The sequence below is a fragment of the Actinokineospora inagensis DSM 44258 genome (genome assembly GCF_000482865.1).
Lineage (GTDB): Bacteria > Actinomycetota > Actinomycetes > Mycobacteriales > Pseudonocardiaceae > Actinokineospora > Actinokineospora inagensis.
Map to the genome: position 1 here is coordinate 1 of NZ_AXWW01000064.1, position 25,273 is coordinate 25,273.

Genomic DNA, 25,273 nt, shown 5'->3' on the forward strand with positions numbered 1-25,273 from the left:
CCCGTCACGCCCGCCTCGCACCCGTCACGCCCGCCTCGCACCCGTCACGCCCGCCTCGCACCCGTCACGCCCGCCTCGCACCCGTCACGCCCGCCGATAGCGGCTTTCGTCGGCCGCCCTGCCGGCACTTTCGGTCTGCCGGAGCGGCCGATGCGTTCTACCTGCGCCGATGCCGCTACGTACCCGCCTCGCGCCGCGAACTCCACCCGTTCAGGTGGCCGCCCATCCCCCGGTCCAACGACAACTTGTCCACAATCTGGTGCCGAGTTATCCACAGGCAAGATCCACGCCACCCTGCCTGTCGGGCCTAGCCGGTAGACTGGCCTCGGGGACGCCCCCCGGGAAGGGTGGGGGCCGGGCTGCGCCCGGAGGGGGCGAGGTAAGAGGCGGGTGGGGGTGGGGTGCTGCTGAGTGGTCGAAGGGGCGCGTGCTCGGAGGACTCTGTGGTCGAGGGTGTTCAGGGGTGGGTGGGGAGGGTGATCCAGTGGGGGAAGAGGAGGTCGGCGTGGTGTTCGCGGAAGCGGGTGAGGGTGGTGAGGGGGGTGTTTTTGGCCCAGGTGCCGGGGTCGAGTTGGACGAAACCGTCGGCGGCGGCTCGGGACTTGTCGGGGCCGAGGTAGTAGAGGCCCGCGGAGCCGGTGGGTGAGATGGCGACGACGAGGCATTCGTGGCCTTGGTGGTCGGCGCGGGTGGTGACCTCGTCGAGGCGGTCGAGGGCGGTGAGGGGGAAGACCGCCTGCCAGCCGGTGGGGGTGGGGGTGAAGCGGGGGTCGGCGGGGTCGGTGGCGGCGAAGAGGGTGACGTGGCCGGTGTCGGTGGGGTGGGTCGCGGGGTAGTCGCGGCCGTCGAGGGTGGCGATGATGCCGGTGCGGGGGCGCTGGTAGGTCATCGCGGGTCCTCGGGGAAAGGGGTCCAGGTCGGGGGGTGCCAGCGGGCGACGGGGCGGGGGCCGTGCGGGGTGTGTGCGGTGATCCGCGCGCCGGGGGGGATGAGGCCCGGTTGCCGCCACCACTCCGGGAGGGCGAGTGGGCCGCCGCCGGTGAGGCCGGTGCCGGTGAAGGGCCAGGGGGCGAACTCCGTGCGGACGCTGTTGGGGTCGACACCGGCGGCGAGGGCGGCGGCGGTCATGGCGTAGCCGGGTTCGCGGGGGCCGGTGGGGGCGCCGAAGGGCACGAAGTACCGGTCCGGGTGTTCGGCGGCGAACTCCATGGTGTGCAGGACCGGCCGGTCGGGGTGGAACGGGCTGCCCGGGTAGTCGAGCCGGAACGCCTGGTGGAAGTCGCGGGGGGTGCGCAGGGTGGCGCAGTCCTGCAGGCGGGCCACGGTGCCGCCGACCAGGCGGTGGTCGAACGGGGGGTGGGCGCCGACCGCGCCGGGGGACACCTCGTGCCGCAGGTACCGGTCGACCGCCCACGGGGGCAGGACCTTCACCAGGACCGTGTCGGGGGTGAGCGTCACGACCGCGTGCACCCGGGCGGTCAGTGCCCGCTCGTGGTCGCTCAAACTCCCCGTCATTGATGTCCCTCGAACGTGCGATCACGCCAGCGGGTGAAGCCGAGGTCGCGTTGTTCCTCGTGGACGTCGCCGAGCTCGGCGGCGGGCACGTCTCGGCGGTACTCGTACCGGTCGACCTCGGTGAAGCCGTTGACCGCGGCCCAGCCGCCGTTGTTGTCGGCGTAGGTGACGGTCGCGACGCCGTCGGCGACCGAGTCGATGGCCACTCGGTGCCCCTGCCACCTGCCGTAGGACCGGGCCGAGTAGACCCGGTCGCACTGCTCGGAGGTGAGCTGGGCGACCCAGCCGCCGTAGCGCTCGTGCCAGTCGAACAGGGTGGCGTCCGGGTTGTCGGCCTGCTTGGTCTTGAGCACGACCCGGTCGTCGTTGGGCGAGTAGGTGCACCGGTGGGTCACGCCGCGGATCACGGCGTACTCCCCGGAGCGTGGACCGGTGTACGTCATCAGGGTGTCACCCACCCGAGCACACTGTCATACACGCCGATGACCGTCTTGGTGCCCGCCGCGTCGTAGCGGTTGATGGTCGCGCCGTCCGGGATGGGCATCCGGTCGGTCATGTTGAACTCCGGCACCCCCTGCGTGGGGTGCGCGGTGACGCCCGCGCCGGTGTACGGCCACTGGTTGATCTGCGGCGTGTACCGGTCGGGGCTCACCCCCGCGCCCTCCACCGAGTGGACCATGTCGTCGCGCGCGGCGAGCACGCGTGGGTCGGTCGGCGGCAGCACGCCGTCGACTGAGGGGGCGCCGACCGGTGTCTTGTACAGGCTCGCGTCCGAGGCCGGGAACTCCATGGTGTGGATGTTGGGCTGGTGCACGTCGTAGGGCGTGCCCGCGTAGTCCAGTCGGTTGCCGTTGATGAGATCGGCGGGTGTGCTGAGGCCACCGGCGTCCTGGTGCCGGGCGACGAAGCCGCCCACGGAGTCCCACGAGCCGTCGAGGTACTTGGTGACCGCGTCGTCCGGGATCACCTTCTGCATCAGCGTGCCGTTGGTGACCTCGACCTCCTTCATCGCGCGGGCCATCAGGTCCCGTTCGTGCGGGGTGAGCTGGCCGGAGCCGGGGATCTCGCCGGTCTTGGGGTCGGCGCCCACCTTGTCCATCGCGCCCTTGAAGTCGTTCCACTCGTCGTCGGTGAACTTGCTCCGCACCTGGTCTGTCCAGTGTGGACCAGTGGAGCCCGGCGTGGTGGGAGCGGGCATAGCGGAGGACGGCGGTGGCGGTGTGTGTGGCGTCGTCGGCGTGGCTGAGGACGGCGACACCGGTGGCGCTACCGAGGCAGGCGTGGTCGACGGTGCTACCGACGCGGGTGACGTAGACGGCGCCGATGACCCACTGGGCGCAGACGACGTCGACGGTGCCGGTGGCGCGCTACTCGTGGTCGTAGACGGAGACGTCGACCCGCTCGGCGCGGTCGAACCCGCGGGCGCCCCCGGCGTGTCCGTTGTGGACAGATGCGGCTCGCCGTGGCTGGACGGCGGGTCGACGTGGTCCGGCGTGGCGCGCAGGCCGTCCGGCGCGTGCGGGGTCTCGGGACCGTGCGAGGCACTGCGGACCTTGCGCAGCCCGGACTTGATCGCCGCCCAGATCTCGGCCAGCCGCGCCATGATCGGCCGCAGCTTCTCCACCGAACGGGTCAGCTTGGTGATCACCTCGCTGATCTTGGCGGTCCACTTGGACACCAGGGTGACCACCGAGCCCACCACGTGCGGGGTGGCCAGCCCCAGCGTCAGCCCCTCTTCGGCCAGCCACTGCGGCAGCCGGATGAGCAGCGTGGAGATGCACTCGGCGACCAGGTCGCGGACGATGCCGCGGACCACGCCGACCAGCATCCCGACCACCTCGACGACGGTGCCGATGGTCCCGGCGCTGGTCGCCGCCGCGGTGATGTCGTCGCCCTGCGCGGCCGCGTTCTTCCGGTAGGCGTCGGCGGCGGGACCGGTCCACGCGGAGGTCCCGTTGGCGACCTCGGTCTTGAGGTCCGCGGCGACCGCGCCGACGGCCTGCGACACGTTCTTCCAGGTCGCGGCGTACGCGGAGATCTGGTCGGCGTCACCGGCGAGCCAGTTCAGCGCGTCCCGCAGCGGCTTGACGTGCTCGATCACCCAGGACACCGCGTACTGGCCGAGGGTGCCGATCGGGTCGATGGCCAGCGACAGCATCTCCAGGCCGGTGCCCGCGACGCCGAGCCCGCCCTCGATCCACGACTTGTCCTCGACGCCGTTGTAGATGTCGACGGCCGACTCGACCACGCCGATGCCGGTGTAGCTCTTGGTGGAGTCCGTGCGCTCGGCGACCAGCGGGTTCGTCATCGGGGGCCACCGGCGAAGGGCTGGGTGTTCGCGGACTCCGTGTTGGCGTACGAGGTGGCTGTGTCGTTGACCGCGTGTGCCGTGTCGCCCATCGTGGTGGCGGCCTCGCGGATCGAGTCGACGCCCGGCTGGCTGACCATGTGCACGATCGGCACGAAGAACTGGCAGATCACCCCGTACGCCTGGTTGCCGAGGGTCACCTGGTTCGCGGCGTCGACGGCCTGGGTCAGCCGGTCGTTGAGGGCGTCGAGACGTCTGGCGTGCGCGCCGAGTTCGTCTACGAGGACGCCGTAGCCTTCGGGCACCGTGGGACTCCCCTTCACTCAGCGCAGGATCGAGGACCCGCCCCAATCGTCACCATCGTCATCGGGGCGCGGTCGTCTCGGTCGGTCCGGTCGGGTCTGCTCAGCGTCGTGGTCGTCGACCCGCCCCAGGCGCATCTCGTCCACGGTGCTGTCGGTCGGACGCTGGGCGTCGTCCTCCGGTTCCGGGAATCTTTCCCGGTATGAACCCACGACCGCGGCAACCGTTTGCGGGTCGTCGCCGACCGTGCGTTGCATGGCCTCGGCGACCTGCTCGCTGATCTTCGACTGCGCGCGCCGCATGGTGGTCAGCACCAGTGTCGACAGCTCCGCGCCGGGGATCTCGCCCGCCTTGTCGCTGATCACCAGGTCGGTCACCGCGCCGGTGGCGTCCACGGTCACCCGGACCACGTCGTCGCGGGAGGACTCGGTGACGGTGACCCTGGCGACCTCGGCCTGCATCGACTGGTAGCGCTCGGCCTTGGCGGCGATGTCGGCCGACCAGCGGCGCAACTCCTGCTCGGTCTGGTACCCGTCCCCGCCGAATGACGGCTGGCTCACGCGTGCTCCCCGTTGCTCGGTGCGGTGGCGCGGCCAGTGTCCACGACCGCGCTGCCCTTGTCAGCCCTCACCAGGCCGGGTAGCGCTCCCGCCAGCCCGCCTGCTCCAGCGAGTTGACCGCGCTGAACTCGACCAGCGCGTCCCGCCCGAGCCGCTCGATGACGTCGCGCAGTTCCAGCTCGGCCAGCCAGTCGGCGGGGATGGCGGCCGTCCCGTGCACGGCGCCGAGCAGGTTCCCGCAGATGGAGCCGGTCGAGTCGCTGTCGCCGGAGTGGTTGACCGCGAGCAGCAGCCCGTCGGCCAGCGTGTCGGACACCAGCGCCGCGCACACGCCGATCGCCAGCGCCTCCTCGCCGACCCAGCCGCCGCCGAGCTCCTTGGCCAGCAACTCCGGGGTGGGGCGGCCACGTTCGGCGAGGTCCACCGCGTCGTCGAGGGATTTCAGGGTCTCGGCGGAGTCGTCCCAGGTGACCAGTTCGCCGCGGACCTCGGTGAGCGCGGCGGGCAGGGACACCCCGTCGAGCAGGCGGTGGACGAGGAACGCCAGCACGCCCGCGGCGAGGTAGCCGCTGGGGTGGCCGTGGGTGAGCGCGCCGGATTGCGCCGCGACGACGAACGCGTCGAGCGGGTCTTCGGACCACAACGCGCACGGGGCGGCGCGCATCACCGCGCCGCAGCCCTTGGAGTCGTTGATGCGGTGGGACAACGTGCCCCGGTCGGCCCCGGCGGCGAATCCCTTGAGCGCGGTAAGAACCGTCGCACCGGGAGCACGGCGCTCGTAGAGGCCACGCTCGCGGATAAGCCAACCGTCGGGCTCGGCCTCCATGGCGTAAGAGCCACCGGCTTGGTGCCACGGGGTGCCCTGGGTGTGGTACCAGCGCTGGTAAGCGTGCTGGATGACCGAGGCGGGCTGCTGCTCGAAGAACATGAGGCGCCTACCGAGGTGAGCGCGGATCATCGCCTCGACGGTGAACAGCGTCATCTGCGTGTCGTCGGTGATCCGGCCGCGGCCGCCGTAGGCCTCCTCGTAGCCGGTCGCGCCCGCTTCGCCGAACCGGCCCCGGATCTCCTCTATGGACAGGAACTCGACGGGGGCTCCCAGTGCGTCGCCAACGGCCCCCGCAAGCAGGGAACCAAGCCACCGGTCGGCGGGAATCTCTCGTTCGTAGGGCAGGTCACCGTCCACGAATCGAAGAGTAGTGCCCGACGGCGACTCGACAACGCGTGTGCGGGACTCGCCACGGTGACCACCCTCTGGCGTCGGACGGTGATGATCTGTTGCGATGAGGTCTCGACCGGGGATCTTCGGTCGCGGGTCGGGGAGCGTGATCGCCGTGGATTGTTCGGCCAAAGGGTCGGTTGGCCGTAAGAACCACGCCCCCGATTCGGATATTGCCACAAATGGGCCGTGTAACTGTGACAAACCGACGGGTAGTGCACAGTTCCACGATCGGGTGGCAGTATGCGTCCCACTCGAAGCTGAGATGAATGAGGAGTGACACCGTGGCGCGTCGATCCAAGCTGAAGGTGCTCGCCCTGCTGCCCGTCCTGGCGCTCGCGGTCACCGCCTGCGGCTCCGGTTCCGGGTCCGGCTCGACCACGTCGACCGGGGTGAAGCTGGTCGAGGCAGGCAAGATCAAGACCTGTACGAACCTGCCCTACCCGCCGTTCCAGTTCAAGCAGGGCAACAAGGTCGTCGGCTTCGACGTCGACATGATCGACCTGGCCGCCAAGAAGCTCGGCGTCACCCAGGAGATCGTCGACATCCAGTTCGACGTGATCAAGAGCGGCGCCGCGCTCGACTCCGGCAAGTGCGACGTGGCCGCCGCGGGCATGACGATCACCGACGAGCGCAAGCAGAACCTGGACTTCTCCAACCCCTACTTCGACGAGGTCATCGCCCTGATGGTGCCCAAGGGGTCCGGCATCACCAGCCTCGACCAGCTCAAGGGCAAGAAGCTCGGCGTCCAGCGCGGCACCACCTCGCTCGACTACGCCAAGGAGAAGGGCTTCGCCGCCACCGAGTTCGAGGACTCCGGCAAGCAGTTGCAGGCCTTCCAGGCCCACCAGGTCGACGCCGTGCTGCAGGACCTGCCGGTGGTCAACGACTGGCTGAACAAGGAAGGCCTCAAGGACAAGTACGAGGTCGGCGCCCAGATCAAGACCGGCGCGCAGTACGGCTTCGCGATCAAGAAGGGCGGCAACCCCGAGCTGCTCAAGACCATCAACGACGCGATCGGCGCGGCCATCAAGGACGGCACCTGGGCCAAGGCGTACGAGACCTGGATGGGCTCGGCGCCCGACTCGACCCCGACGACCAAGTGAGCGCGCCGCAGGCGCCCGCTCGGATGAGTCCGCGCAAGCGCCAACAGTTCGTCCGCGGCGGGCAGTACGTGGTGTTCGCCGCCGTCGTGCTGCTCGTCGTGTTCGCCGCGGACTGGAGCTCGCTGCGGCAGAACTTCGCCAACCTGGACGTGGCGGGCCAGGCGTTCCCCGAGCTGATCACCATCGCGTTGAAGAACACGGTCATCTACACGCTCTCCGCGTACGTGGTCGGGTTCGTGCTCGGGTTGCTCGTCGCGCTGATGCGGCTGTCATCGATCGCGGTTTATAGGGCCGTCGCGCTGGCGTACATCGAGGTCTTCCGCGGGCTGCCCGCGCTGGTGGTGTTCCTGATCTTCGGGTTCGGCCTGCCGGTTGCCTTCCCCGGGCTGACCTTCCCGTTCGACCAGTACGGCACCGTCGCCGTCGCGCTCGGCCTGGTCGCCGCGGCGTACATGGCGGAGACGTTCCGCGCGGGCATCCAGGCGGTCCCGCGCGGGCAGATGGAGGCGGCCCGTTCGCTGGGCATGTCGCACACCAGGGCGATGGTGTCGATCATCATCCCGCAGGCGCTGCGAATCGTCATCCCGCCGCTGACCAACGAGCTGATCCTGCTGTTCAAGGACTCCTCGCTGGTGTTCGTGCTCGGCGTCACCTCGCTGACCACGGAGCTGTCCAAGTTCGGCGGCGACCTGGCCACCGAGCACGCCAACTCCACCCCGCTGGTGCTGGCGGGCGCGACCTACCTGGTGATCACCCTGCCGCTCGGCTACGTGGTGCGCAGGCTCGAGGCCAAGCAGCGGAAGGCCAGGTGACCCCGATGACCGCCGTCGAGATCGTCGACCTGCACAAGTCCTTCGGGGACCTGGAGGTCCTGCGCGGCATCAGCGCGTCCGTGGCGACCGGTGAGGTCGTGTGCGTCATCGGGCCGTCCGGCTCGGGCAAGTCCACCCTGCTGCGCTGCGTCAACCTGCTGGAGCAACCGAACAGCGGCAAGATCGTGGTCAACGGGGTGGAGATCACCGACCGGGACTGCGACATCGACGGCGCGCGGCGTCGGCTCGGCATGGTGTTCCAGCAGTTCAACCTGTTCCAGCACCTGACCGTGTTGGACAACCTCACCATCGCCCAGCGCAAGGTCCTCCGCCGCGACAAGGCGGAAGCCGAGCGCGTCGCCATGGACAACCTGACCAAGGTAGGGGTAGCGGATAAGGTCCGCTCTTATCCCGCTCAGTTGTCTGGCGGACAACAACAACGTGTCGCCATCGCGCGTGCGTTGTCCATGGGGCCCGAGGTGATGCTGTTCGACGAGCCCACGTCCGCTCTTGACCCGGAGTTGGTGGGTGAGGTGCTCGGCGTCATGCGTCAGCTCGCCGACGAGGGCATGACGATGCTCGTAGTCACGCACGAGATGCAGTTCGCCCGCGAGGTCGCCGACAAGGTCCTGTTCATGGACGGCGGCGTCGTGGTCGAACAGGGACCGCCGGACCAGGTCATCGGGGCGCCACAACACGAACGGACCAAGACGTTCCTCGCGCGGGTCCTCGACCCGATCCACCGCACGGAGTAATTCCCAGGGAACTAAGCGTCACCGGCGCGCGTTGACCCGTGTGGGAGGGGTTGCCGTGGCCGGAAGGGACATCGACGAGGTCGGGGGCGTGCTTGACCCGCACTCCCCCGACCCGCCCGCGTGGTCGGTCATGCAGGCGTCCGATGTCGTGCGCCGCTTCGTCGAACCCGACCCGGTGCTGCGACGGCGCCGTCCGACGACGGTGCCGGTGGTCAGCATCAGCGACCGCTACCTCGTGGGGCGGCTCGACCTGCGCGCTGTGGAGTTCCCGTACCTGCTGGAGTTCGTCCGCTGCCGCTTCGAGCAGCCACCGGACATGCGGCAGGCGCGGCTCGCGGGCGTGGAGTTCCGGAACTGCAGGCTGCCGGGCCTGTCCGGGCGGAACCTGCGCAGCGACAACGACCTGCAGTTCATCGACGGCACGGTCATCACCGGCACCCTCGACCTGACCGACGGCGAGATCCACGGGACGCTGGTGCTGGCGGGGGCCACGCTCGCGCCGACCCGGGGACCCGCGCTGCACGGCGACCGGTTGCTGCTGGCCGGAGCGCTGCTCGCGGCCAACCTGGTCGCGCACGGCGAAGTGCGGATCCCAGGACTGCGCAGCGGCGGCAACCTGAACTTCGCGGGCGCGCTGCTGGACAACCCGCGCGGGCTCGCGCTGAACGGCAACGGCCTGCACGTCGGGGGCAACCTGCTGCTCATGGTCGACCCGGCGTCGGGCACGCCGTTCCGGTGCGCGGGGCAGTTGTTCCTGCCGAGCGTCCGCGTCGACAGCGACTTCTCGTTGCGCGGCGCGCGGTTGAGCCCCCGCACCGAGCACTCCCGGTCGGTGCCGCCGGACGACCCGTTCTTCGACCCGAACGCCACCCTGGTCGCCGATCGGTCCAGAGTGGACGGAAACGTCAACCTGGACCGGGATTTCCGCAGCACGGGCACGATCCGGATCGTGAACGCGCACATCGGCGGGTCCCTGCGGCTGTCACACGCGCGGGTGGACCTCTCCGGCGGGCGGGAGTCCTTCGTCGAGCAGGACGACGGGGCCGGACCGTACGGTGACCGCGCCGTGCACCTGGACGGAACCGAGGTCCGCGGCGGGATCGACGCCCGCGACGCGCGGGTGGCCGGGCAGATCCGGTTGGTGGACGTGAAAGTCCAGGGCAGCGTGCTGCTCGACCGGGCGGTGCTGAGCAACCGGTTCGGGGACGCCATCGAGGGCCGCCGGTTCTCGGTCGGCGGGAACCTGGACGGTCGGTCGCTGCTGGTGTCCGGGTCGGTGTTGCTGCCGGGATCACGGATCGGGGCCAACCTCGACCTGCGCGGGAGCCGGTTGGTCTCACCGGGGAGCTATGCCGGTGACGGCGCCCCGAAACCCGCTTTGGACCTGCGCGTCGCCCACATCGGTCGGGACCTCATCTGCGCGGGTGAGTTCACCACACACGGCGAAATCCGCATGCGCCGCGCGGAAATCCTGCGGGAAACCAACTTCCACGGTGCTGTGCTCAGCGGACCGGTCGTGTCGCTGAACGCTTTCGGCGTCCAAACCCAGGAATTGCGCCTCGACGTGGGCGCCCCGCCTCGCGGCCGGGTCGAACTGCGGCACGCCGGCTGTGCTTTCTTCGCCGACAACCCGGTGTTCTGGCGGGCCGAAGGTCGCATCGAACTCGAGGACTTCCGCTACGACGCCTTGGAAAAACCCATCCAGTTGGAGGACGACGCCGAGGTCGTGCGCCGCCTCCGCTGGCTGCGCGAAGGCATGCGCGACGTGTACCGACCGGGTCCGTACGACCAGTTCGCGCACATGCTGCGGTCCGCCGGAAACGAAGAACACGCCGCGACCGTCCTGGTGGAGAAACAACGCCGCCGGTACACCGCCCTCGCCGACGGCGCCGAACTCGCCGCCCCGGGAATCCGCGTGTGGAGTTGGCTGCAACGCTGGATGGTCGGCTACGGCTACCGCCCCACCCGCGCCCTCGCCTGGCTCTTCGCGTTCTTGATCATGGGTACCGTGTGGTTCTCGCTGATCCCCACCCCACACGAGGCCAACGCCGACGACCACCTCGTCTGGAACCCCGTCCTCTACACCCTCGACCTGCTCGTCCCCATCGTCGACTTCGGCCACAAGAACCGCTGGACCGTCGACGGCTTCTCCCAGTGGATAGGCGCCGTCTTCATCGCCCTCGGCTGGATCCTCGCCACCACCGTCGCCGCAGGCATAACCCGAATGCTCCGGAGGTCCTCCTGATGTCCGCCGACGGCTACGACGTTTTCCACACCGGCGCCAGGTCCCCCCTCGTCCAACGCCTCTACCAAGAGGCATTCGCCGACCAGTGGGTCCCCGGCGTCCAAGCGACGAGTTCCTGCTCGTGGTGGCTCCTCGGCACCCTCGTCGCCGAACTCCGCCTCCCCCCGGGTTCCCTGTTGGCCGACCTGGGCTGCGGTCGCGGCGGCCCCGGCATCTGGCTCGCCCGCGCCCTCTCCACGTCCCTCATCGGCGTCGACTACAGCCCCACCGCCATCGCCGACGCCACCACCCGCGCCCCAACCGGCACCTTCCACGTCGCCCCCTTCACCGCCCTCCCCCTCCCCGACGCCTCCGTGGACGCCGCCATCAGCATCGACGCCATCTACTTCGCCCCCGACCACCCCGCCGCATTCGCCGAAGTCCACCGCACCCTCCGCCCCGGCGCCCCCTTCCTCTTCACCGCCCGCGACACCACCGCCGACTGGCCCACCGTCATCACCAACGCGGGCCTCACCCTCACCACCACCCACACCCACCCCGGCGCCGCCGACCGCTGGCTCCGCTTCTTCGCCCTCACCCTCACCCACGAACCCGCCCTCCGCGCCCAACTCAGCACCCTCGCCGCCGACTACATGGTCGAAGAAGCCAGAAACGCACCGCTACGCATCACCGAAAGCACCTTCAACCTCTACGTGACCCACCGCCCGGAGGAATGAACCCCTCGCGTCGTGGCCGAGGATGTCGAGCAGTTCGTCCAGGGAGCGTGGATGTCTGCGGAGTGCTTTGACGACCGTTCTCGGCGATGCTCGGCAACGAGTCACGCAGATGCTCCATGAAACGAATAAGACGAAAGGCTGAAACCCGGTCGCACTCACATGTTCCGGTACGCCTCGCGACGATGTGTCACCCGCACGACGGTCACCAGGACCCTGGCGTCTTCGACCTGGTAGATCACCCGGTGGTCGCCGATCCGGATGCGCAGCACGTCTGCCGGTTGACCCGCGAGTGCGCGGCCTGGTGGGGGTGGATCTGTTCCCAGGGCTGTCACCGCCACTGTGATCCTGCGTCCGGTCTGCTTGTCGAGCTTGTGGAGTCGACCGGGAAACGATCTCGCCGAGGCGGTCTCTCGCCACGCTACTCGTGTATCTGGGATCGAAATATCGTCGCGTGGACGTGGTGTTGACTCCTCACGTGACCACAGCACACCCCCGTCGTCTGTCGCGTGCCGCCGAGCTGGTTGGGCGCGGTTGGTTGAACACCGGCGACATGGATCTGCACCTGGGTGACTTCCGGGGCAAGGTCCTCCTCCTGGACTTCTGGACCTTCTGCTGCATCAACTGCCTGCACGTCCTCGACGAGCTTCGGCCCGTTGAGGAGGAGTTCAAGGATGTCCTGGTCACCGTGGGGGTGCATTCGCCGAAGTTTGTGCATGAGGCGGATGCGGACGCCCTGCGGGCGGCGGTGGAGCGGTATGACGTGCACCACCCGGTGCTCGATGATCCGGAGTTGACCACCTGGCAGGCGTACGCGGTGAAGGCGTGGCCGACGTTGGTGTTGGTGGATCCGGAGGGGTATGTCGTTCACGTCGCCGCGGGTGAGGGGCATGCGGAGGCGTTGCGCAGGGTGATCGCGCAGGTGGTGGCGGAGCATGGGGCGAAGGGGACGTTGCACCGCGGGGATGGGCCGTACGTTCCCCCGCCTGCGGTTGAGTCGGAGTTGAAGTTTCCGGCGAAGGTGACCGTGAGCGCTAAGAGCACCTTGCTGGTCGCGGATACGGCGCATCATCGGATTGTTGAGCTTGACGGCGAATCGATCGTTAGGGCGTACGGCACGGGTACGAGGGGTAGGCAGGACGGAACCCAGCCGACCTTCTCCGAGCCCTCGGCTGTGGCGGTTCTACCGGCGAAGACAGCGGAAACTGTCGGCTACCACCTCATCGTCGCCGACACCGTCAACCATCTGTTGCGTGGCATCAACACCGACACCGGTGAGGTCACGACGGTCGCGGGCACGGGCGAGCAGTGGCGCAACGGTCCGGTCGAGGGGCCGGCGACCGAGGTTGACCTCACCAGTCCGTGGGACCTCGTGTGGTGGGAGCCCGCTGACGGTGTGGTGATCGCCATGGCGGGTAACCACACCCTCGGCTTGTTCGACCCGGTCGCGAACCACATCAGCCGGTTCGCGGGGACCACGGTCGAGGGGCTCAACGACGGTCCGGCGGATCAGGCGTTCTTCGCGCAGACGTCCGGGTTGGCAGTGGACGGCGACAAGTTGTGGCTGGTCGACTCCGAGACGTCCGCGTTGCGGTGGATCGACACCGACCTGACTGTGCACACCGCTGTCGGCAAGGGGTTGTTCGACTTCGGACACCGGGACGGCAAGGCGGACCAAGCCCTCCTCCAACACCCCCTCGGCGTCACCGTGTTGGCAGACCACTCCGTCGCCGTTGCCGACACCTACAACGGTGCCATCCGCCGCTATGACCCCGGGACCAGCGAGGTGAGCACTCTCGCCACCGGACTCGCCGAGCCTTCCGGGGCCGCATTGGTCGATGGTGAACTCGTCGTCGTCGAGTCCGCCGCGCACCGGTTGACCCGTCCGGTGGCGAAGGCGCACCTCGTTGACGGTGACGCGCACCAGGTGCGCAGGCCGCCGACGGACATCGCCGCCGGGATTCTCGACCTCGCCGTGGTTTTCACCCCGCCGCCTGGGCAGAAACTGGACGACCGCTGGGGTCCGTCGACCCGGCTGGAGGTCACGTCGTCGCCGCCGGAGTTGCTCACGGACGGTGCGGGCGTCAGCACCGACCTGACCCGCAAGCTGACCATCGCCGCGGGCATCCCGGACGGCGTGCTGCACGTCGTCGCCCAGGCGGCGAGCTGCGACGACGGCACCGAGCACCCCGCGTGCCACCTGACCAGGCAGGACTGGGGCGTCCCGGTCCGCGTCACGGACAGTGGCGCCGGGCGGCTACCGCTGGTGATGGGCGGCCTGGACGAACAGCACTGACCAGCCCGAAACCCCCGAATGGGCAGCCGGTTACCATTCCCCGGTGCCGGACGCGAAGCTCGAGATCCAGATGCTGCACGACCGGGTCCTCGTGCGGCTCACCCCCGAGGAGGGGGAACGGCGCAGCACCGGCGGCATCGTCATCCCGGCGACCGCGCAGGTGGCCAAGCGGTTGGCCTGGGGCGACGTGCTGGGGGTCGGGACCACGGTGCGCACCGTCAAGGTGGGCGACCGGGTGCTGTTCAACCCCGAGGACCAGTTCGAGGTCGAGGTGCACGGGCAGGCGTACGTGGTGATGCGGGAGCGGGACGTGCACGCCATGGCGAGTGAACGCACGGAACACGGGACCGGGTTGTACCTCTAGGGAAGGGTGAGCCGTGCCGGAGGACCAGAACTGGCCGGGTGAGGCCAGATGGCCCGAGTCGCACTCCGAGCAGACCGACCTGCTGCCACGGATTCCCGCTGTGGGATCGCCGTGGGACGACGCGCCGACGCAGCAGATTCCCCAGGTACCGCAAGAGGAACCGGCCACCGAGCGGCGGAGTTCGCGCAAGCCCGCCATCATCGTCGGTGCGGTGGTCGGCGCGCTCGCCGTGCTCTACGGCATCGACTTGGCGGTGAGCAGCGGTGACGTTCCCCGCGGGACGACCGTGGCCGGCGTCGACGTCGGCGGCATGTCGCAGCTCGAAGCGGAGCAGGCGTTGCGGCAGAAGATCGAGCCCCGGCTCACCCAGCCGATCGCGGTGAAGATCGGGTCGGTCGACGGGAAGCTGGACCCGACCAGGTCCGGGCTGACCCTGGACTGGGGTAAGACCCTGGAGCAGGCGGGCGACCAGCCGCTCAGCCCGATCACCCGCGTCGCGTCGCTGTTCGGTGCCACCCGTGAGGTCGGTGTGGTGACCTCTACCGACGACAAGACCCTGTCGGCGGCGATCGATCAGCTCAAGACGAGCAGCACGCGTCCGCCGGTCGAGGGGGCTATCCGCTTCGACGGGGCCAACCCGGTCGCGGTTGAACCGGTCCCGGGGCAGGAGTTGGACACCGGTAAGGCGCGGCAGGTCATCATCGACCGGTGGGTCAGTGGTTCCGCGCTAGAGCTCCCGGTGACATCGAGCCCGGTTAAGACCACGTCCGATGGCGTGCACGTCGCGTTGGACTTCGCGAAGGTCGCGGTGTCGGCGCCGGTCACGGTCAAGGGCGAGGGTAAGGACGCCAAGATCGACCCGGCGGTGATCGCGTCCGCGTTGACCTTCGACCCGGCCGATGGCGGCGGTCTCGCGCCCAAGGTGGACGTCGCCAAGGTCACCGACGCGGTCCGGCCGCAGTTGGCGTCCACCGAGAAGCCCGGCCAGGACGCCGAGGTCGTGTTCGACGGCGGCACGCCCAAGGTCACGCCGTCCACGGACGGCACCGGCGTCAAGTACGACACGGCTTTCGCCACCCTGCTGGACGTGCTGCACAAGCCGGACGGCCGGGAGATCAAGGTCGAGTACACCAAGGCCCCCGCGAAGGTGACCACCGACCAGGCGAACCAGCTCGGCATCAAGGAGGTCATCGGCGAGTTCAGCACCAAGGGCTTCGCCGCCGACTCAGGGGTGAACATCCGCATGGTCGCCGCCAAGGTCGACGGCGCGATCGTCAAGCCGGGTGAGACGTTCAGCCTCAACGGTTATACCGGTCCCCGTGGTGCCGCTCAGGGTTATGTGGAGGCGGGCATCATCAAGGACGGTGCCCCCGGCCGCGAAGTGGGCGGTGGCATCTCACAGTTCGCGACGACGCTATACAACGCCTCTTACTTCGCCGGGCTCAAAGACGCGGGGCACAAGGAACACAGCTACTACATCAGCCGCTACCCGGCCGCCCGTGAGGCCACGGTTTTCGAGAACCCGGATGGCAGCAGCGTCATCGACCTGAAGTTCACCAACGACTCCCCGACCGGCATCGCCATCCAGACCATCTGGACGTCGTCGTCGATCACGGTGAAGATCTGGGGCACCAAGCGCTACAACGTCGAGTCCATCCCCGGCGCGCGCACCCTGGAGACGCCGCCGCAGGAGAAGCCCGGCCCCACCACCGGCAAGTGCAACCCCAGCAACGGTGCCCCCGGCTTCACCACCTCGGACACCCGCGTCCTGCGCGACGCGACCAGCAACGCCGAGGTCCGCCGGGACACCCGCACGGTCCGCTACAACCCGCAGCCCAAGATCGTGTGCGCCCCGGCCCCACCGGGCTGATTCACGTTTGAGTGACCCCCACAGGTGACACCTCCTCGCTGTGAGCGAGGTAACCACCAAGGCGCGGCAGGCCCGCGACAACAGCGCGGTCAAGGTGCTCGGCCGCTGCGGCATGGCCTGCTACGGCGCCGTGTACGTGATCATCGCGTACCTCGCCGTCCAGGTCGCCTTCGGCAGCGGCGGCCAGGAAGCCGACCAGACCGGCGCCCTGGCCAAGGTCGCCGAAACCCCGTTCGGCGCGATCCTGCTGTGGGTACTGGCCGTCGGCCTGCTCGCCTTCGGCGGATGGCAACTCCTGATGGCCGCCTTCAGCTTCCAGTGGATCGAGGCAGGCCGCAAACGCTTGTCCAAGCGGGTCGGCGCGGGAATCCGGGGCGTGGTCGGCATTTCCCTCGGCATCGCCGCCATCCGCATCGCCACCGGCAGCGGGCAGCAGAGCGGGGACCAGAAGCAGAAGGAACTCACCGCCCGCCTCCTCGAACTCCCCGCAGGCCGGGTGATCGTCGGCATCGTCGCCCTCGCGGTGATCGGCGGCGGAATCGGCAGCATCGTCGCCGGTATCCGCAAGTCCTTCATGAAGGACCTCGAAACCACCCGCCTCCCCAAACCCCGCTGGGTCGAGAAAGTCGGCATGACCGGCTACATCGCCAAGGGCACCGGCATCGGCATCGTCGGCATCCTCCTCGGCATCGCCGCCATCGACGCCAACCCCGCCAAAGCAGGCGGCCTCGACGCAGCCCTCCGCACGCTGGCCAACCAGCCCTTCGGCACCGCGCTCCTGATCATCGTCGCCGCAGGCTTCGCCGCCTTCGGCCTCTACTGCTTCGCCGCCGCCCGCGCCCACCGCACCTAATCGACGGTCTGCATCCGGAGCCAGTGCAAGACCCATTCGCCGACCTTGTCCCCCGGCACGCAGGCCACATCGTCTTCCGCAAGTGGTGCGGTGACAGTGGTTCGCACGCCGTCACCGAACTGCCCGAACAGCATTGCCTTGGGCTGCAACGGGTTGTCCTCGATCTGCAAGCACAGTGACGGGTCCGCGAGTGTGTCCGCCCAGTCGAGTAGCCGTCTACATGCCTGAGGGCAGCGGCCGGATACGTAGACCTCCACGCGACCCGCGCTGCGGGTGGTCGTGGTGATGTCAAGACTTGCCACGTGCAGCCCGGCGTGCCGGTTGAGGTGCGTTCGAGCCGAGTTGGTCAACCGCGCCAGTTCGTTCCACATCGCTGGATGCCGCTCAGCCTGCGAGTCCACCGGATCTCCTTCGACCCACTTCTATACAGAACTGGCTCTCATTAGAACAGCGGGTGCTCGCGACGGCCAGTTGTTCTGTACAGAAGTTGCGAAGGCGAATCCCCTTAGTCCGAGGTGAAGGAGTACTCCAGGACGTAAGAGCCCGCGTCCAAGGTCATCTCGTTCACCTCGACCGGCCTGTCTACAGCGGTATAGGCGGTGCGGGTGATGCAGATGACCGGGGTGCCCTGGGCAAGGCCCAACGCCGCAGTCTCTTCCGCGCGGGGCATGCGTGACCGGAGTTCTTCGCGGAACCGCACCGGTTTCAAGCCGAGCTCTGCCAACCGGGCGTAGACGCCACCGGGGCCGGTGTTCGTCTCGGCGATCTGACTCCCCCGCACCAGCGCGGCGGGGTAGTACGACTCGGCCACCTGGATCGGTTTGCCCTCAACGACGTACTTGCGTCGTCGCACCAGCACTGTCTCGGAGGCGAGCACGCGTGCGATGTGCGGTGGTGTGGCCTCTTCGGTCACGTTGATGTCCGCAACCGTTGGCCGGCGCTCGGCGGAGTCTGTCTCCCAGACGGAACTCCCGGCGCCCCGCAGTCGGTCGGGTGAGACGCGGCGGTACGGCGTGAACTCGCGGACGAACGTCCCCGCTCCGCGCCGCGCGACGATCAAACCCTCGTTCTTCAACACTTCCAGTGCTCGCCGCGCTGTCGGCTGCTCGACTTCGTACGCGAGTACCAGTTCGTTCTCGCTGGGCACCCGGTCGCCGGGACCCAACTCGGCTGACTCGATCCGGTCCCGCAGCGCGTCGGCGATGGCTCGATAACCCATGCGTCCCTGCGGCGCCACGGCACCTCCCGTCGTTCTGTCCAGCTTCCGTTTGGGCTTTGGTACGTACTGTACGTACCAAAGCCCAAACGCTGAACGGCCCGCCACCGGGGTGACGGGCCGTTCAGGTGGACTCGGACTAGAACGCGGCTTCGTCGACGTCCATCAGGTCGAGGTCCGTTGACTCCACGACCTTGCGGGAGCCGGAAAGTTCCGGCAGCACGTTCTTCGCGAAGAACGACGCCACCGCCACCTTCCCCTCGTAAAACGCCTTGTCCTGCCCCGAAACCCCAGCGTCAAGCCGGTGCAGGGCGACCTCCGCCTGACGCTGCAACAGCCACCCGACGAGCAGGTCACCCGTCGCCATCAGCAGTCGGACGCTGTGCTGGCCGACCTGGTAGATGCTGCGCGGGTCTTCCTGGGCCGCGGTCAGGTAGCCGACCATCGCGCCGAGCATGGCTTGGACGTCCTCCAGCGCCTGCTTCAGCAGTTCCCGCTCCCGCTTCAACCGGCCGCCGCTTTCGGCTTCGATGAACGCGGTGATCTGGCCCGCCACGTACGCCAGGGCTTGGCCCTTGTCGCGGATGACCTTGCGGAAGAAGTAGTCGAGGGACTGGATGGCGGTGGTGCCCTCGTACAGGGAGTCGATCTTGGAGTCGCGCAGGTACTGCTCGATCGGGTAGTCCTGCAGGAACCCGGAGCCGCCGAAGATCTGCAGGGATTGCACCAACTGCTCGGTCGCGCGCTCCGAGCCGACGCCCTTGATCACCGGGAGGAGCAGGTCGTTGACGCGTTCGGCGAGCTTCAGGGACTCCTCGTCGCCGTCGCGGGTCCAGAGTTGGTCCTGGAACGAGGCGTTGTACAGGTACACCGCGCGCAGGCCCTCGGCGTAAGCCTTCTGCAGCATGAGGCTGCGGCGCACATCCGGGTGGTGGGTGATGGTGACCCGGGGCGCGGTCTTGTCGAGCATGTTCGGCAGGGTGGCGCCCTGCACGCGCTCCTTGGCGTACTCCAGCGCGTTGAGGTAGCCGGTGGACAGGGTCGCGATGGCCTTGGTGCCGACCATCATCCTGGCGTACTCGATGACCTGGAACATCTGCGCGATGCCGTTGTGCACCTCGCCGAGCAGCCAGCCCCGCGCCGGGGTGCCGTGCTGGCCGAAGGTCAGCTCGCAGGTGGTGGAGACCTTCAGGCCCATCTTGTGCTCGACGTTGGTGACGTACGCGCCGTTGCGCTCGCCGGGCTCGCCGGTCTCGCCGTCGAAGTGGAACTTGGGGACCAGGAACAGGCTCAGGCCCTTCGTGCCCGGTCCGTGACCCTCGGGGCGGGCGAGCACCAGGTGCATGATGTTCTCGGTGAGGTCCTGGTCACCCGAGGTGATGAACCGCTTCACCCCATCGACGTGCCAGGAGCCGTCGGCCTGCTGGATCGCCTTGGTGCGGCCCGCGCCGACGTCGGACCCGGCGTCCGGCTCGGTGAGGACCATGGTGGCGCCCCAGCCGCGGTCGATCATGAGCTGGGCCCAGCGGCGCTGCTCCTCGGTGCCGTTGTTGTGGATGACCATGGCGAAGTTGGGGCCCGCCAGGTACATGAACAGCGCCGGGTTCGCGCCCAGGATCAGCTCGGCCGCGGCCCACTGCACCGACGGCGGCAGGCCGAAGCCGCCGAGCTCGTTGGTCAGGCCGAGCCGCCACCACTCGCCGTCCCAGAGCGTCTGGTAGGACTTCTTGAACGACTCGGGGAGGGTCGCGCTGAACGTCTTCGGGTCGTACACCGGCGGGTTGCGGTCGGCGTCGGCGAAGGACTCGGCCAGTGGACCGGTGGCGAGGTTGTTCAGCTCGGTGAGCACGCCGCGGGCGGTCTCCTCGTCGGACTCGGCGAGCACGCCCTTACCCAGCCGGTCCTGCACCTTGAACACCTCGAACAGGGTGAACTCGAGGTCGCGGACGTTGCTCTTGTAGTGGCCCATCTCGTCGCTCCGTGTCTGCGGGCCGTCCACCCGCGCGCTGCTACCCACCAGTAACTTCGAGTCTATTACCGGTGGGTAGCCTCAGCAAGGCGGGCGGCCCGGATCACCCGGTCGGGCGGCGGAGATCCCGCTCACGTGCCGGTTCGTGGCCGCCGGGCCGGAGCGATGAGCACACCCGACTTGAACGCCACCGCCACCGCGTGCGTCCGGTCCCGGGCGCCCAGCTTGCGCAGGATGCTCTTGACGTGGGTGCGCACCGTCTCCACCGAGACGTACAGGATTCGCGCGATGGCCTGGTTCTCCAGGCCGTCCGCGATCAGTTGCAGCACCTGGAACTCGCGTCGGGACAGCGATTGCTGGTCCATCCCCGGCAGCGGCGCCAGCCGACCCCGCGGCGCGGCGACCGTCTTGGCCAGCGCCGGGTCCAGGTACCGCCGGGTCGCGTGCACCGCCAGGATCGCCTCGACCAGTTGCGGCGGCTCGACCGAGCGCTGGATCACCCCGTGCACCCCGGCGGCGATCGCGGTCGCCACGTACTGGGTGGTGCGGTGCCCGTCCCGCACCATGATCAGCACGGCCAGCTCGGTGTTCGCCGCGGTCAGCATGGTGCTCAGGTGCCCGCGCGGGTCCAGCCCGGAGTCGATGAGCACCACGTCCGGCTGGAACCGCTCGGCGAACCCGACCGCGCCCTGCGGCGTGTCGGTCGCGCCCAGCCAGCGCAGCCCCGGGGTCCGCAGCACCAGCGCGGACAGCCCCTCCCGGAACAGCGGCACGCCGTCCACCAGCGCGATCGCCGGGCCTGCTGGTGCGCCCGCGGCCTGCGGGGTGCTGCGCGGCATCCGTGTCCTCCAGCCTTCACCCGTCCGTGTAGGTGCGACGCCACGATCCGCCGGGTGTGACGGCCCGTTTCCACTTTTCTGGCCATTTCCGCGACAAGCTCACCCACACGGGTGAGATCATCTGTGTGATCTGCCTCATATGTATCGCCGGTTGGTTGCACTGTGTGTCACCTCGGCCCGGTTCGCATCGCTCGCCAGGTCACGAACCGGACTGGATCGGGCCGGGGAGTAGGTGAGTCGGTCACGGGCGGATAAGGTCAGCGGGTACTCCGGAGTGACCAGTCGGATGCCGAGCGTGGGCGGCCTGACCCAACGGGGGGCGACGTGGAAGCAGGCGCGGTACGCAACGCCGACGAGTGGTTCAAGCTGATGGTCGACACGGGCCTGGCTCCCGGCCTGCGGGCGCTCGGCATGTCCGGCAGTGGTCGGCACTTCCGGGTGATCGAGGACGCGCACATCGGGCAGGTGTCGATCCTGCAGTCCAGCAAGTCCAGCGCCTACTCGACCCGGTTCACCATGTCGCTCAGCGTCACCGCGACCGACGAGTGGGCCACCCAGTTGCGGATCCGCCCGTACACGGGCAGGCACCCCGGCGGCGGCTGGCAGGAGCGGATCGGCAACCTCATGCTGATCGGCTCCGGCATCCCGATCGGCGACCTGTGGTGGAAGATCGAGGCGGGCAAGCCGTTCGCGGGCCTGTCCGACGAGGTGCTGACCGCGGTCCGCGAGTTCGGCCTCCCGGCCATCCGCGACCAGATCCGCGCCCGCGTCCACTGAGGTGACAGCGGAGAACCCGGAGTACCTGCGGGCCCAGTTGATCACCTATCTCGGCAACAAGCGCGGCCTCCTCGCCCCCATCGACCTGGCGGTCCGCGCCGTGCGCGACCACCTGGGCCGCAGGCTGCGCATCCTCGACGCGTTCTCCGGTTCCGGGGTGGTGTCCCGGGCGCTCAAGCAACACGCGTCCCTGCTGGTTGTCAACGACATCGAGGACTACGCCCGTGTCGCCGCCGAGTGCTACCTCACCAACGCGGAAACCGTCGACCTGGCCTGTCTCGCCCGAACCGTCGACGAGTTGAACACCCGAGTCGACCTCTGCGCAGGCGACGGTTTCATCCGCAAGCTCTACGCCCCCGCCGACGACGACAACATAGAACTCGGCGAACGCGTCTTCTACACCGTGTCGAACGCCCGAAGACTCGACACCTATGCCGACCTGATCCAGCGGTCCACCCTGCGCCCGCTCTTATTGGGCCCACTCCTGTCCGCCGCCTCGATCCACACCAACACCGCGGGCGTGTTCAAAGGCTTCTACAAAGACAGAACCACCGGAATCGGCCACTTCGGCGGCAGCGGCAAAGACGCCCTCTCCCGCATCAAAGGCGAAATCCGTTTATCCGTGCCGGTGTTCAGCAACCACACCTGCGCCGTCACCGTCCTCCAACAGGACGCCAACACGCTCCCCGGCCACTTACCCGAGCTGGACCTCGCCTACCTCGACCCGCCGTACAACCAACACCCCTACGGGTCCAACTACTTCATGCTGAACCTGCTGGTCAACTACGTGGAACCGGCCGAGATCAGCCCCATCTCCGGCATCCCCACCAACTGGCGCCGCTCCGCGTACAACATCCGCAGACAAGCCCCCGGCCTGCTCGCGGACCTGGTCGCCCACCTCCCCGCCCGCTTCGTCCTCGTCTCCGCCAACAACGAGGGCTTCATCCCCCCCGACGCCATGCAAACCCTCCTCAACCGCATGGGCACCGTCACCGAGTTCACCACCCCCTACAACGCCTTCCGCGGCAGCCGCAACCTCCACACCCGCAAAATCCACGTCACCGAACACCTCTACCTGGTCGACAAACACCGCAAACTAGAACTCCCACCCCCACAGCCGAAATGAAGAAAGGCCGTGGTATAGGCGATACACGAGGAGCAGGCGCACACGAAGCGTTCCAGACTCAGCGGCATACATACCTCGATGCAATAGACCAAAGGTCACGCCAACCCCGCTGGATCCGGCGCCCACCGCACCGCGGGCGACAAGCCCATTGGTTACGTACTCGATGTGAGGGCCGACAGCCCCGAGCGAGCAACGCTGGTTCCGGCGCCCGCCGCACCGTGGGCGACAAGCCCATTGCTCACATACCGATGTGAGGGCCGACAGGCCCAAACGAGCAAACGCTGGTTCCGGCCCCCACCGCACCATGGGCGACAAGCCCATTGCTCACATACCGATGTGAGGGCCGACAGGCCCAAACGAGCAAACGCTGGTTCCGGCCCCCACCGCACCATGGGCGACAAGCCCATTGCTCACATACCGATGTGAGGGCCGACAGGCCCAAACGAGCACGCTGGTTCGGGCGCCTGTCGCACCGTGGGGGTCTGGGGGGTCGCCCCCCAGGACAAAGGCGAAATCGCCAGTCCACGCTCTCCGTGGACATGAATAGCCCCGATTGAGCGGATGACGGGAATCGAACCCGCGTATTCAGCTTGGGAAGCTGATGTTCTACCATTGAACTACATCCGCAGCGATCTGAAGATCGGGGTCAGCTTACACAACCCGGGTCGGCGCGTCACGGGTGGGGGGCGTGGTTAGGGTGGGGGGGTGTTGCTGAGCGATCGTGACCTGCGGGGTGAGTTGGCGGCGGGGCGGCTGGGGGTGGAGCCGTTCGAGCCGGTGATGGTGCAGCCGTCGAGTATTGATGTGCGGTTGGACCGGTTTTTCCGGGTGTTCAACAACACGAAGTACACGCACATCGATCCTCGGCAGCAGCAGGACGAGCTGACGTCGCTGGTGGAGGCGGTGGGGGACGAGCCGTTCGTGTTGCACCCCGGGGAGTTCGTGCTGGGGTCGACGTTCGAGGCGGTGACGTTGCCGGATGACCTGGCGGGGCGGTTGGAGGGGAAGTCGTCGCTGGGGCGGTTGGGGTTGTTGACGCACTCGACGGCGGGGTTCATCGATCCGGGGTTCACCGGGCACATCACGTTGGAGTTGTCGAACGTGGCGAACCTGCCGATCACGTTGTGGCCGGGGATGAAGATCGGGCAGTTGTGCCTGTTCCGGTTGTCGTCGTCGGCGGAGTTCCCGTACGGGTCGAAGGAGGCGGGGTCGCGCTACCAGGGGCAGCGGGGTCCGACGCCCTCTCGCGCGTACCTGAACTTCCACCAGGTGGACACAACGCGCTAGAGGCGTTCTCCGCGTACCGGGGTGATCAGGGCGGCCCCGAGCGGTAGCGCTGCCGCCAGCGATAGGGCTACCGGCCACGTCCACGCGGTTACGATAGACGCGAACAGTGGGGCGATACCGAGGGCCACCGCGTTCTGCCCACTGTTCTGTATCCCCAACGCGCGACCGGCCCAGAACGGGCCCGCGAGTTCGGCGGTGGCGGTGAAGCCCAGGCCGTTGTCAGTCACCGAGATCACCAGTACCGCGACCAGTCCGACGACCGCGACCCACGACGACCCCGCCGCCCACACCACCAGTGACGCGGCTACCGCCACGGCGATTGTTCGCATGGGACGCATGCGGCTGCCTACGCGATCGGACCAGATGCCGGCCCCGATTCGTCCCAACGCGCCGAAGATCTGTACCACGGCGAGGAAGGCGCCCGCGCTCACGGTGTTCCAGCCTTGTTCGCTCACCAGGTAGGTCAACGCGAACGTGCTGGAGATGAACTGGGGGCCGACTAACAGCGCGCTCGCGGCGTGGACCCGCCACAGCCGAGGGGTCCGGTAGGGCGACCTGGTCTCGGTAGCGTGTTTCGCCGGGGTACGTGGTGGGTCCAAGAGGCCAAACGCGACCACGACAGCAAGAACCAGGCACAACAGCGAGGGAATCACTATCGCCCACCGGTAGCCCCATGCCGCGGCTGCGGCCGGTAGGACCAACGCGGCGAAGCCGACGCCGATTGGTGTGCACGTCTGGCGGATGCCCATCGCCAGCCCGCGTTCGGAAGCGCTGAACCAGCCCAGCACGGCCCGGCCGCTGGCCGAGGTGATCGACGCCGAGAACACCCCCGCCACGGCCAGGAACACGCTCAGCCAGAGCACCCCGGTCACCGCCGCCGCGGCGAGCCCGGCGACGCCGGTGCCCGCCATGCCGATGGTCATCACGACCCGCTCGCCGAACCGGTCGGCCGCCGCGCCCCACGCGATCAGGGCGACCAGCACCCCGAGCACCGGCGTGACGACCAGCGTGCCGCCCTCGGTCAACGACAACCCCAGGGCGGCGCGCAGGTGCGGGAGCACGAACGGCATGCCGTACACCAGGCTGGACACGGCCGCCTGCGCGGCGACCGCGATGGCCAGGATCCACCAGCGACGCATA

At 68.5% G+C, this 25,273-nt stretch carries 25 protein-coding genes and 1 tRNA gene; 12 read left to right on the plus strand and 14 right to left on the minus strand.

Going from position 1 to position 25,273, the window contains the following annotated elements:
* Positions 1–457: 457 nt before the first annotated feature.
* The 7 genes from H504_RS0122275 to H504_RS36385 form a co-directional block, all read right to left on the minus strand.
* On the minus strand, positions 458–889 hold the full coding sequence (locus H504_RS0122275) for a hypothetical protein (RefSeq protein ID WP_026424588.1): 432 nt from the start codon (positions 887–889) through the stop codon (positions 458–460).
* Positions 886–1,515, minus strand: a complete 630-nt coding sequence (locus H504_RS0122280; protein WP_157440567.1) for a hypothetical protein — start codon at positions 1,513–1,515, stop codon at positions 886–888. Before H504_RS0122280 ends, H504_RS0122275 begins: the two co-directional genes overlap by 4 nt.
* Complete coding sequence (locus H504_RS0122285) at positions 1,512–1,973, minus strand: hypothetical protein (protein ID WP_026424590.1); 462 nt, start codon at positions 1,971–1,973, stop codon at positions 1,512–1,514. The genes H504_RS0122280 and H504_RS0122285 overlap by 4 nt, the downstream gene beginning before the upstream one ends.
* Positions 1,958–3,823 (minus strand): WXG100 family type VII secretion target, encoded by a 1,866-nt coding sequence (locus tag H504_RS38920; protein ID WP_051386130.1) that lies wholly within the window; start codon positions 3,821–3,823, stop codon positions 1,958–1,960. The genes H504_RS0122285 and H504_RS38920 overlap by 16 nt, the downstream gene beginning before the upstream one ends.
* Positions 3,820–4,128, minus strand: a complete 309-nt coding sequence (locus tag H504_RS0122295) for a type VII secretion target (protein WP_026424591.1) — start codon at positions 4,126–4,128, stop codon at positions 3,820–3,822. Before H504_RS0122295 ends, H504_RS38920 begins: the two co-directional genes overlap by 4 nt.
* An 18-nt stretch (positions 4,129–4,146) precedes the next feature.
* The gene (locus H504_RS36380; protein WP_051386131.1) at positions 4,147–4,686 is read right to left on the minus strand and encodes a YbaB/EbfC family nucleoid-associated protein; all 540 of its coding nucleotides are present in this window, start codon (positions 4,684–4,686) and stop codon (positions 4,147–4,149) included.
* Positions 4,687–4,753: 67 nt separating this feature from the next.
* On the minus strand, positions 4,754–5,872 hold the full coding sequence (locus H504_RS36385) for an ADP-ribosylglycohydrolase family protein (RefSeq protein ID WP_084468021.1): 1,119 nt from the start codon (positions 5,870–5,872) through the stop codon (positions 4,754–4,756).
* 317 nt (positions 5,873–6,189) lie between these two features.
* Between H504_RS36385 and H504_RS0122310 the strand changes: the two genes are divergently transcribed.
* The 5 genes from H504_RS0122310 to H504_RS38925 are packed head-to-tail and all read left to right on the plus strand — an operon-like array spanning position 6,190 to position 11,539.
* Positions 6,190–7,011, plus strand: a complete 822-nt coding sequence (locus H504_RS0122310; protein WP_211239381.1) for an ABC transporter substrate-binding protein — start codon at positions 6,190–6,192, stop codon at positions 7,009–7,011.
* 23 nt (positions 7,012–7,034) lie between these two features.
* A complete protein-coding gene (locus H504_RS0122315; protein ID WP_051386132.1) occupies positions 7,035–7,823 on the plus strand; it encodes an amino acid ABC transporter permease in 789 nt (262 codons plus the stop codon).
* Positions 7,824–7,828: 5 nt separating this feature from the next.
* Positions 7,829–8,578, plus strand: coding sequence for an amino acid ABC transporter ATP-binding protein (locus H504_RS0122320; protein ID WP_035305384.1), 750 nt, complete (start codon positions 7,829–7,831; stop codon positions 8,576–8,578).
* A 55-nt stretch (positions 8,579–8,633) separates the two neighbouring features.
* Positions 8,634–10,823 carry a hypothetical protein gene (locus H504_RS0122325; protein ID WP_157440568.1) on the plus strand — a complete coding sequence of 730 codons (2,190 nt, stop codon included), beginning with the start codon at positions 8,634–8,636 and terminating at the stop codon, positions 10,821–10,823.
* The gene (locus tag H504_RS38925; protein ID WP_051386133.1) at positions 10,823–11,539 is read left to right on the plus strand and encodes a class I SAM-dependent methyltransferase; all 717 of its coding nucleotides are present in this window, start codon (positions 10,823–10,825) and stop codon (positions 11,537–11,539) included. Before H504_RS0122325 ends, H504_RS38925 begins: the two co-directional genes overlap by 1 nt.
* Positions 11,540–11,694: 155 nt before the next feature.
* Here the strand turns inward: H504_RS38925 and H504_RS43690 are convergent, their stop codons facing one another.
* Complete coding sequence (locus H504_RS43690; RefSeq protein ID WP_281173655.1) at positions 11,695–12,027, minus strand: type II toxin-antitoxin system RelE family toxin; 333 nt, start codon at positions 12,025–12,027, stop codon at positions 11,695–11,697.
* A gap of 62 nt (positions 12,028–12,089) precedes the next feature.
* Here H504_RS43690 and H504_RS0122340 point away from each other — a divergent pair, with 62 nt between their 5' ends.
* The 4 genes from H504_RS0122340 to H504_RS0122355 all read left to right on the plus strand — a co-directional run bounded on the left by H504_RS0122340 (position 12,090) and on the right by H504_RS0122355 (position 16,919).
* Entirely contained in the window at positions 12,090–13,832 is a 1,743-nt protein-coding gene (locus tag H504_RS0122340; protein WP_051386134.1) for an NHL domain-containing thioredoxin family protein, read from the plus strand.
* A gap of 70 nt (positions 13,833–13,902) precedes the next feature.
* Positions 13,903–14,196 (plus strand): GroES family chaperonin, encoded by a 294-nt coding sequence (locus H504_RS0122345; RefSeq protein ID WP_051386140.1) that lies wholly within the window; start codon positions 13,903–13,905, stop codon positions 14,194–14,196.
* Between the two features lie 13 nt (positions 14,197–14,209).
* Positions 14,210–16,066 carry a VanW family protein gene (locus H504_RS0122350; protein WP_026424598.1) on the plus strand — a complete coding sequence of 619 codons (1,857 nt, stop codon included), beginning with the start codon at positions 14,210–14,212 and terminating at the stop codon, positions 16,064–16,066.
* 40 nt (positions 16,067–16,106) lie between these two features.
* A complete protein-coding gene (locus tag H504_RS0122355; RefSeq protein WP_026424599.1) occupies positions 16,107–16,919 on the plus strand; it encodes a DUF1206 domain-containing protein in 813 nt (270 codons plus the stop codon).
* On the opposite strand, the gene H504_RS0122360 is transcribed toward H504_RS0122355, so the two are convergent.
* From H504_RS0122360 to H504_RS0122375, 4 genes are all read right to left on the minus strand, one after another.
* Positions 16,916–17,320, minus strand: coding sequence for a hypothetical protein (locus H504_RS0122360; RefSeq protein WP_157440569.1), 405 nt, complete (start codon positions 17,318–17,320; stop codon positions 16,916–16,918). The genes H504_RS0122355 and H504_RS0122360 overlap by 4 nt on opposite strands.
* A 104-nt stretch (positions 17,321–17,424) precedes the next feature.
* Positions 17,425–18,138: a GntR family transcriptional regulator gene (locus H504_RS0122365; protein ID WP_026424601.1), complete on the minus strand. Its 714-nt coding sequence runs from the start codon at positions 18,136–18,138 to the stop codon at positions 17,425–17,427.
* 136 nt (positions 18,139–18,274) lie between these two features.
* Positions 18,275–20,104, minus strand: a complete 1,830-nt coding sequence (locus H504_RS0122370) for an acyl-CoA dehydrogenase (protein WP_026424602.1) — start codon at positions 20,102–20,104, stop codon at positions 18,275–18,277.
* Between the two features lie 131 nt (positions 20,105–20,235).
* Positions 20,236–20,943 carry a LuxR C-terminal-related transcriptional regulator gene (locus H504_RS0122375; RefSeq protein ID WP_026424603.1) on the minus strand — a complete coding sequence of 236 codons (708 nt, stop codon included), beginning with the start codon at positions 20,941–20,943 and terminating at the stop codon, positions 20,236–20,238.
* Positions 20,944–21,267: 324 nt separating this feature from the next.
* Between H504_RS0122375 and H504_RS0122380 the strand changes: the two genes are divergently transcribed.
* Both H504_RS0122380 and H504_RS36395 read left to right on the plus strand, forming a co-directional pair.
* Positions 21,268–21,720, plus strand: a complete 453-nt coding sequence (locus H504_RS0122380) for a DUF4304 domain-containing protein (RefSeq protein ID WP_026424604.1) — start codon at positions 21,268–21,270, stop codon at positions 21,718–21,720.
* A gap of 1 nt (position 21,721) precedes the next feature.
* Complete coding sequence (locus tag H504_RS36395; RefSeq protein ID WP_035305388.1) at positions 21,722–22,846, plus strand: DNA adenine methylase; 1,125 nt, start codon at positions 21,722–21,724, stop codon at positions 22,844–22,846.
* Between the two features lie 556 nt (positions 22,847–23,402).
* Here H504_RS36395 and H504_RS0122390 read toward each other — a convergent pair.
* Positions 23,403–23,473 (minus strand) — tRNA-Gly (locus tag H504_RS0122390).
* Positions 23,474–23,551: 78 nt separating this feature from the next.
* On the opposite strand from H504_RS0122390, the gene dcd reads away from it, so the two are divergent.
* Entirely contained in the window at positions 23,552–24,133 is a 582-nt protein-coding gene (dcd, locus tag H504_RS0122395) for a dCTP deaminase (RefSeq protein ID WP_026424605.1), read from the plus strand.
* Here the strand turns inward: dcd and H504_RS0122400 are convergent.
* Positions 24,130–25,272, minus strand: coding sequence for an MFS transporter (locus tag H504_RS0122400; RefSeq protein ID WP_051386135.1), 1,143 nt, complete (start codon positions 25,270–25,272; stop codon positions 24,130–24,132). The two genes, dcd and H504_RS0122400, sit on opposite strands and share 4 nt — an antisense overlap.
* Position 25,273: the final 1 nt, after the last annotated feature.

Bases quoted from the DNA above. Each gene is read 5' to 3' on its own strand.
- H504_RS38920 (WP_051386130.1), bottom strand. From the start codon at position 3,823: ATGACGAACCCGCTGGTCGCCGAGCGCACGGACTCCACCAAGAGCTAC.
- H504_RS0122275 (WP_026424588.1), bottom strand. From the start codon at position 889: ATGACCTACCAGCGCCCCCGCACCGGCATCATCGCCACCCTCGACGGC.
- H504_RS0122400 (WP_051386135.1), bottom strand. From the start codon at position 25,272: ATGCGTCGCTGGTGGATCCTGGCCATCGCGGTCGCCGCGCAGGCGGCC.
- H504_RS0122365 (WP_026424601.1), bottom strand. From the start codon at position 18,138: ATGGGTTATCGAGCCATCGCCGACGCGCTGCGGGACCGGATCGAGTCA.
- H504_RS0122315 (WP_051386132.1), top strand. From the start codon at position 7,035: ATGAGTCCGCGCAAGCGCCAACAGTTCGTCCGCGGCGGGCAGTACGTG.
- H504_RS0122320 (WP_035305384.1), top strand. From the start codon at position 7,829: ATGACCGCCGTCGAGATCGTCGACCTGCACAAGTCCTTCGGGGACCTG.
- H504_RS38925 (WP_051386133.1), top strand. From the start codon at position 10,823: ATGTCCGCCGACGGCTACGACGTTTTCCACACCGGCGCCAGGTCCCCC.
- H504_RS0122340 (WP_051386134.1), top strand. From the start codon at position 12,090: ATGGATCTGCACCTGGGTGACTTCCGGGGCAAGGTCCTCCTCCTGGAC.
- H504_RS0122345 (WP_051386140.1), top strand. From the start codon at position 13,903: ATGCTGCACGACCGGGTCCTCGTGCGGCTCACCCCCGAGGAGGGGGAA.
- H504_RS0122370 (WP_026424602.1), bottom strand. From the start codon at position 20,104: ATGGGCCACTACAAGAGCAACGTCCGCGACCTCGAGTTCACCCTGTTC.
- H504_RS0122280 (WP_157440567.1), bottom strand. From the start codon at position 1,515: ATGACGGGGAGTTTGAGCGACCACGAGCGGGCACTGACCGCCCGGGTG.
- H504_RS0122375 (WP_026424603.1), bottom strand. From the start codon at position 20,943: ATGCCGCGCAGCACCCCGCAGGCCGCGGGCGCACCAGCAGGCCCGGCG.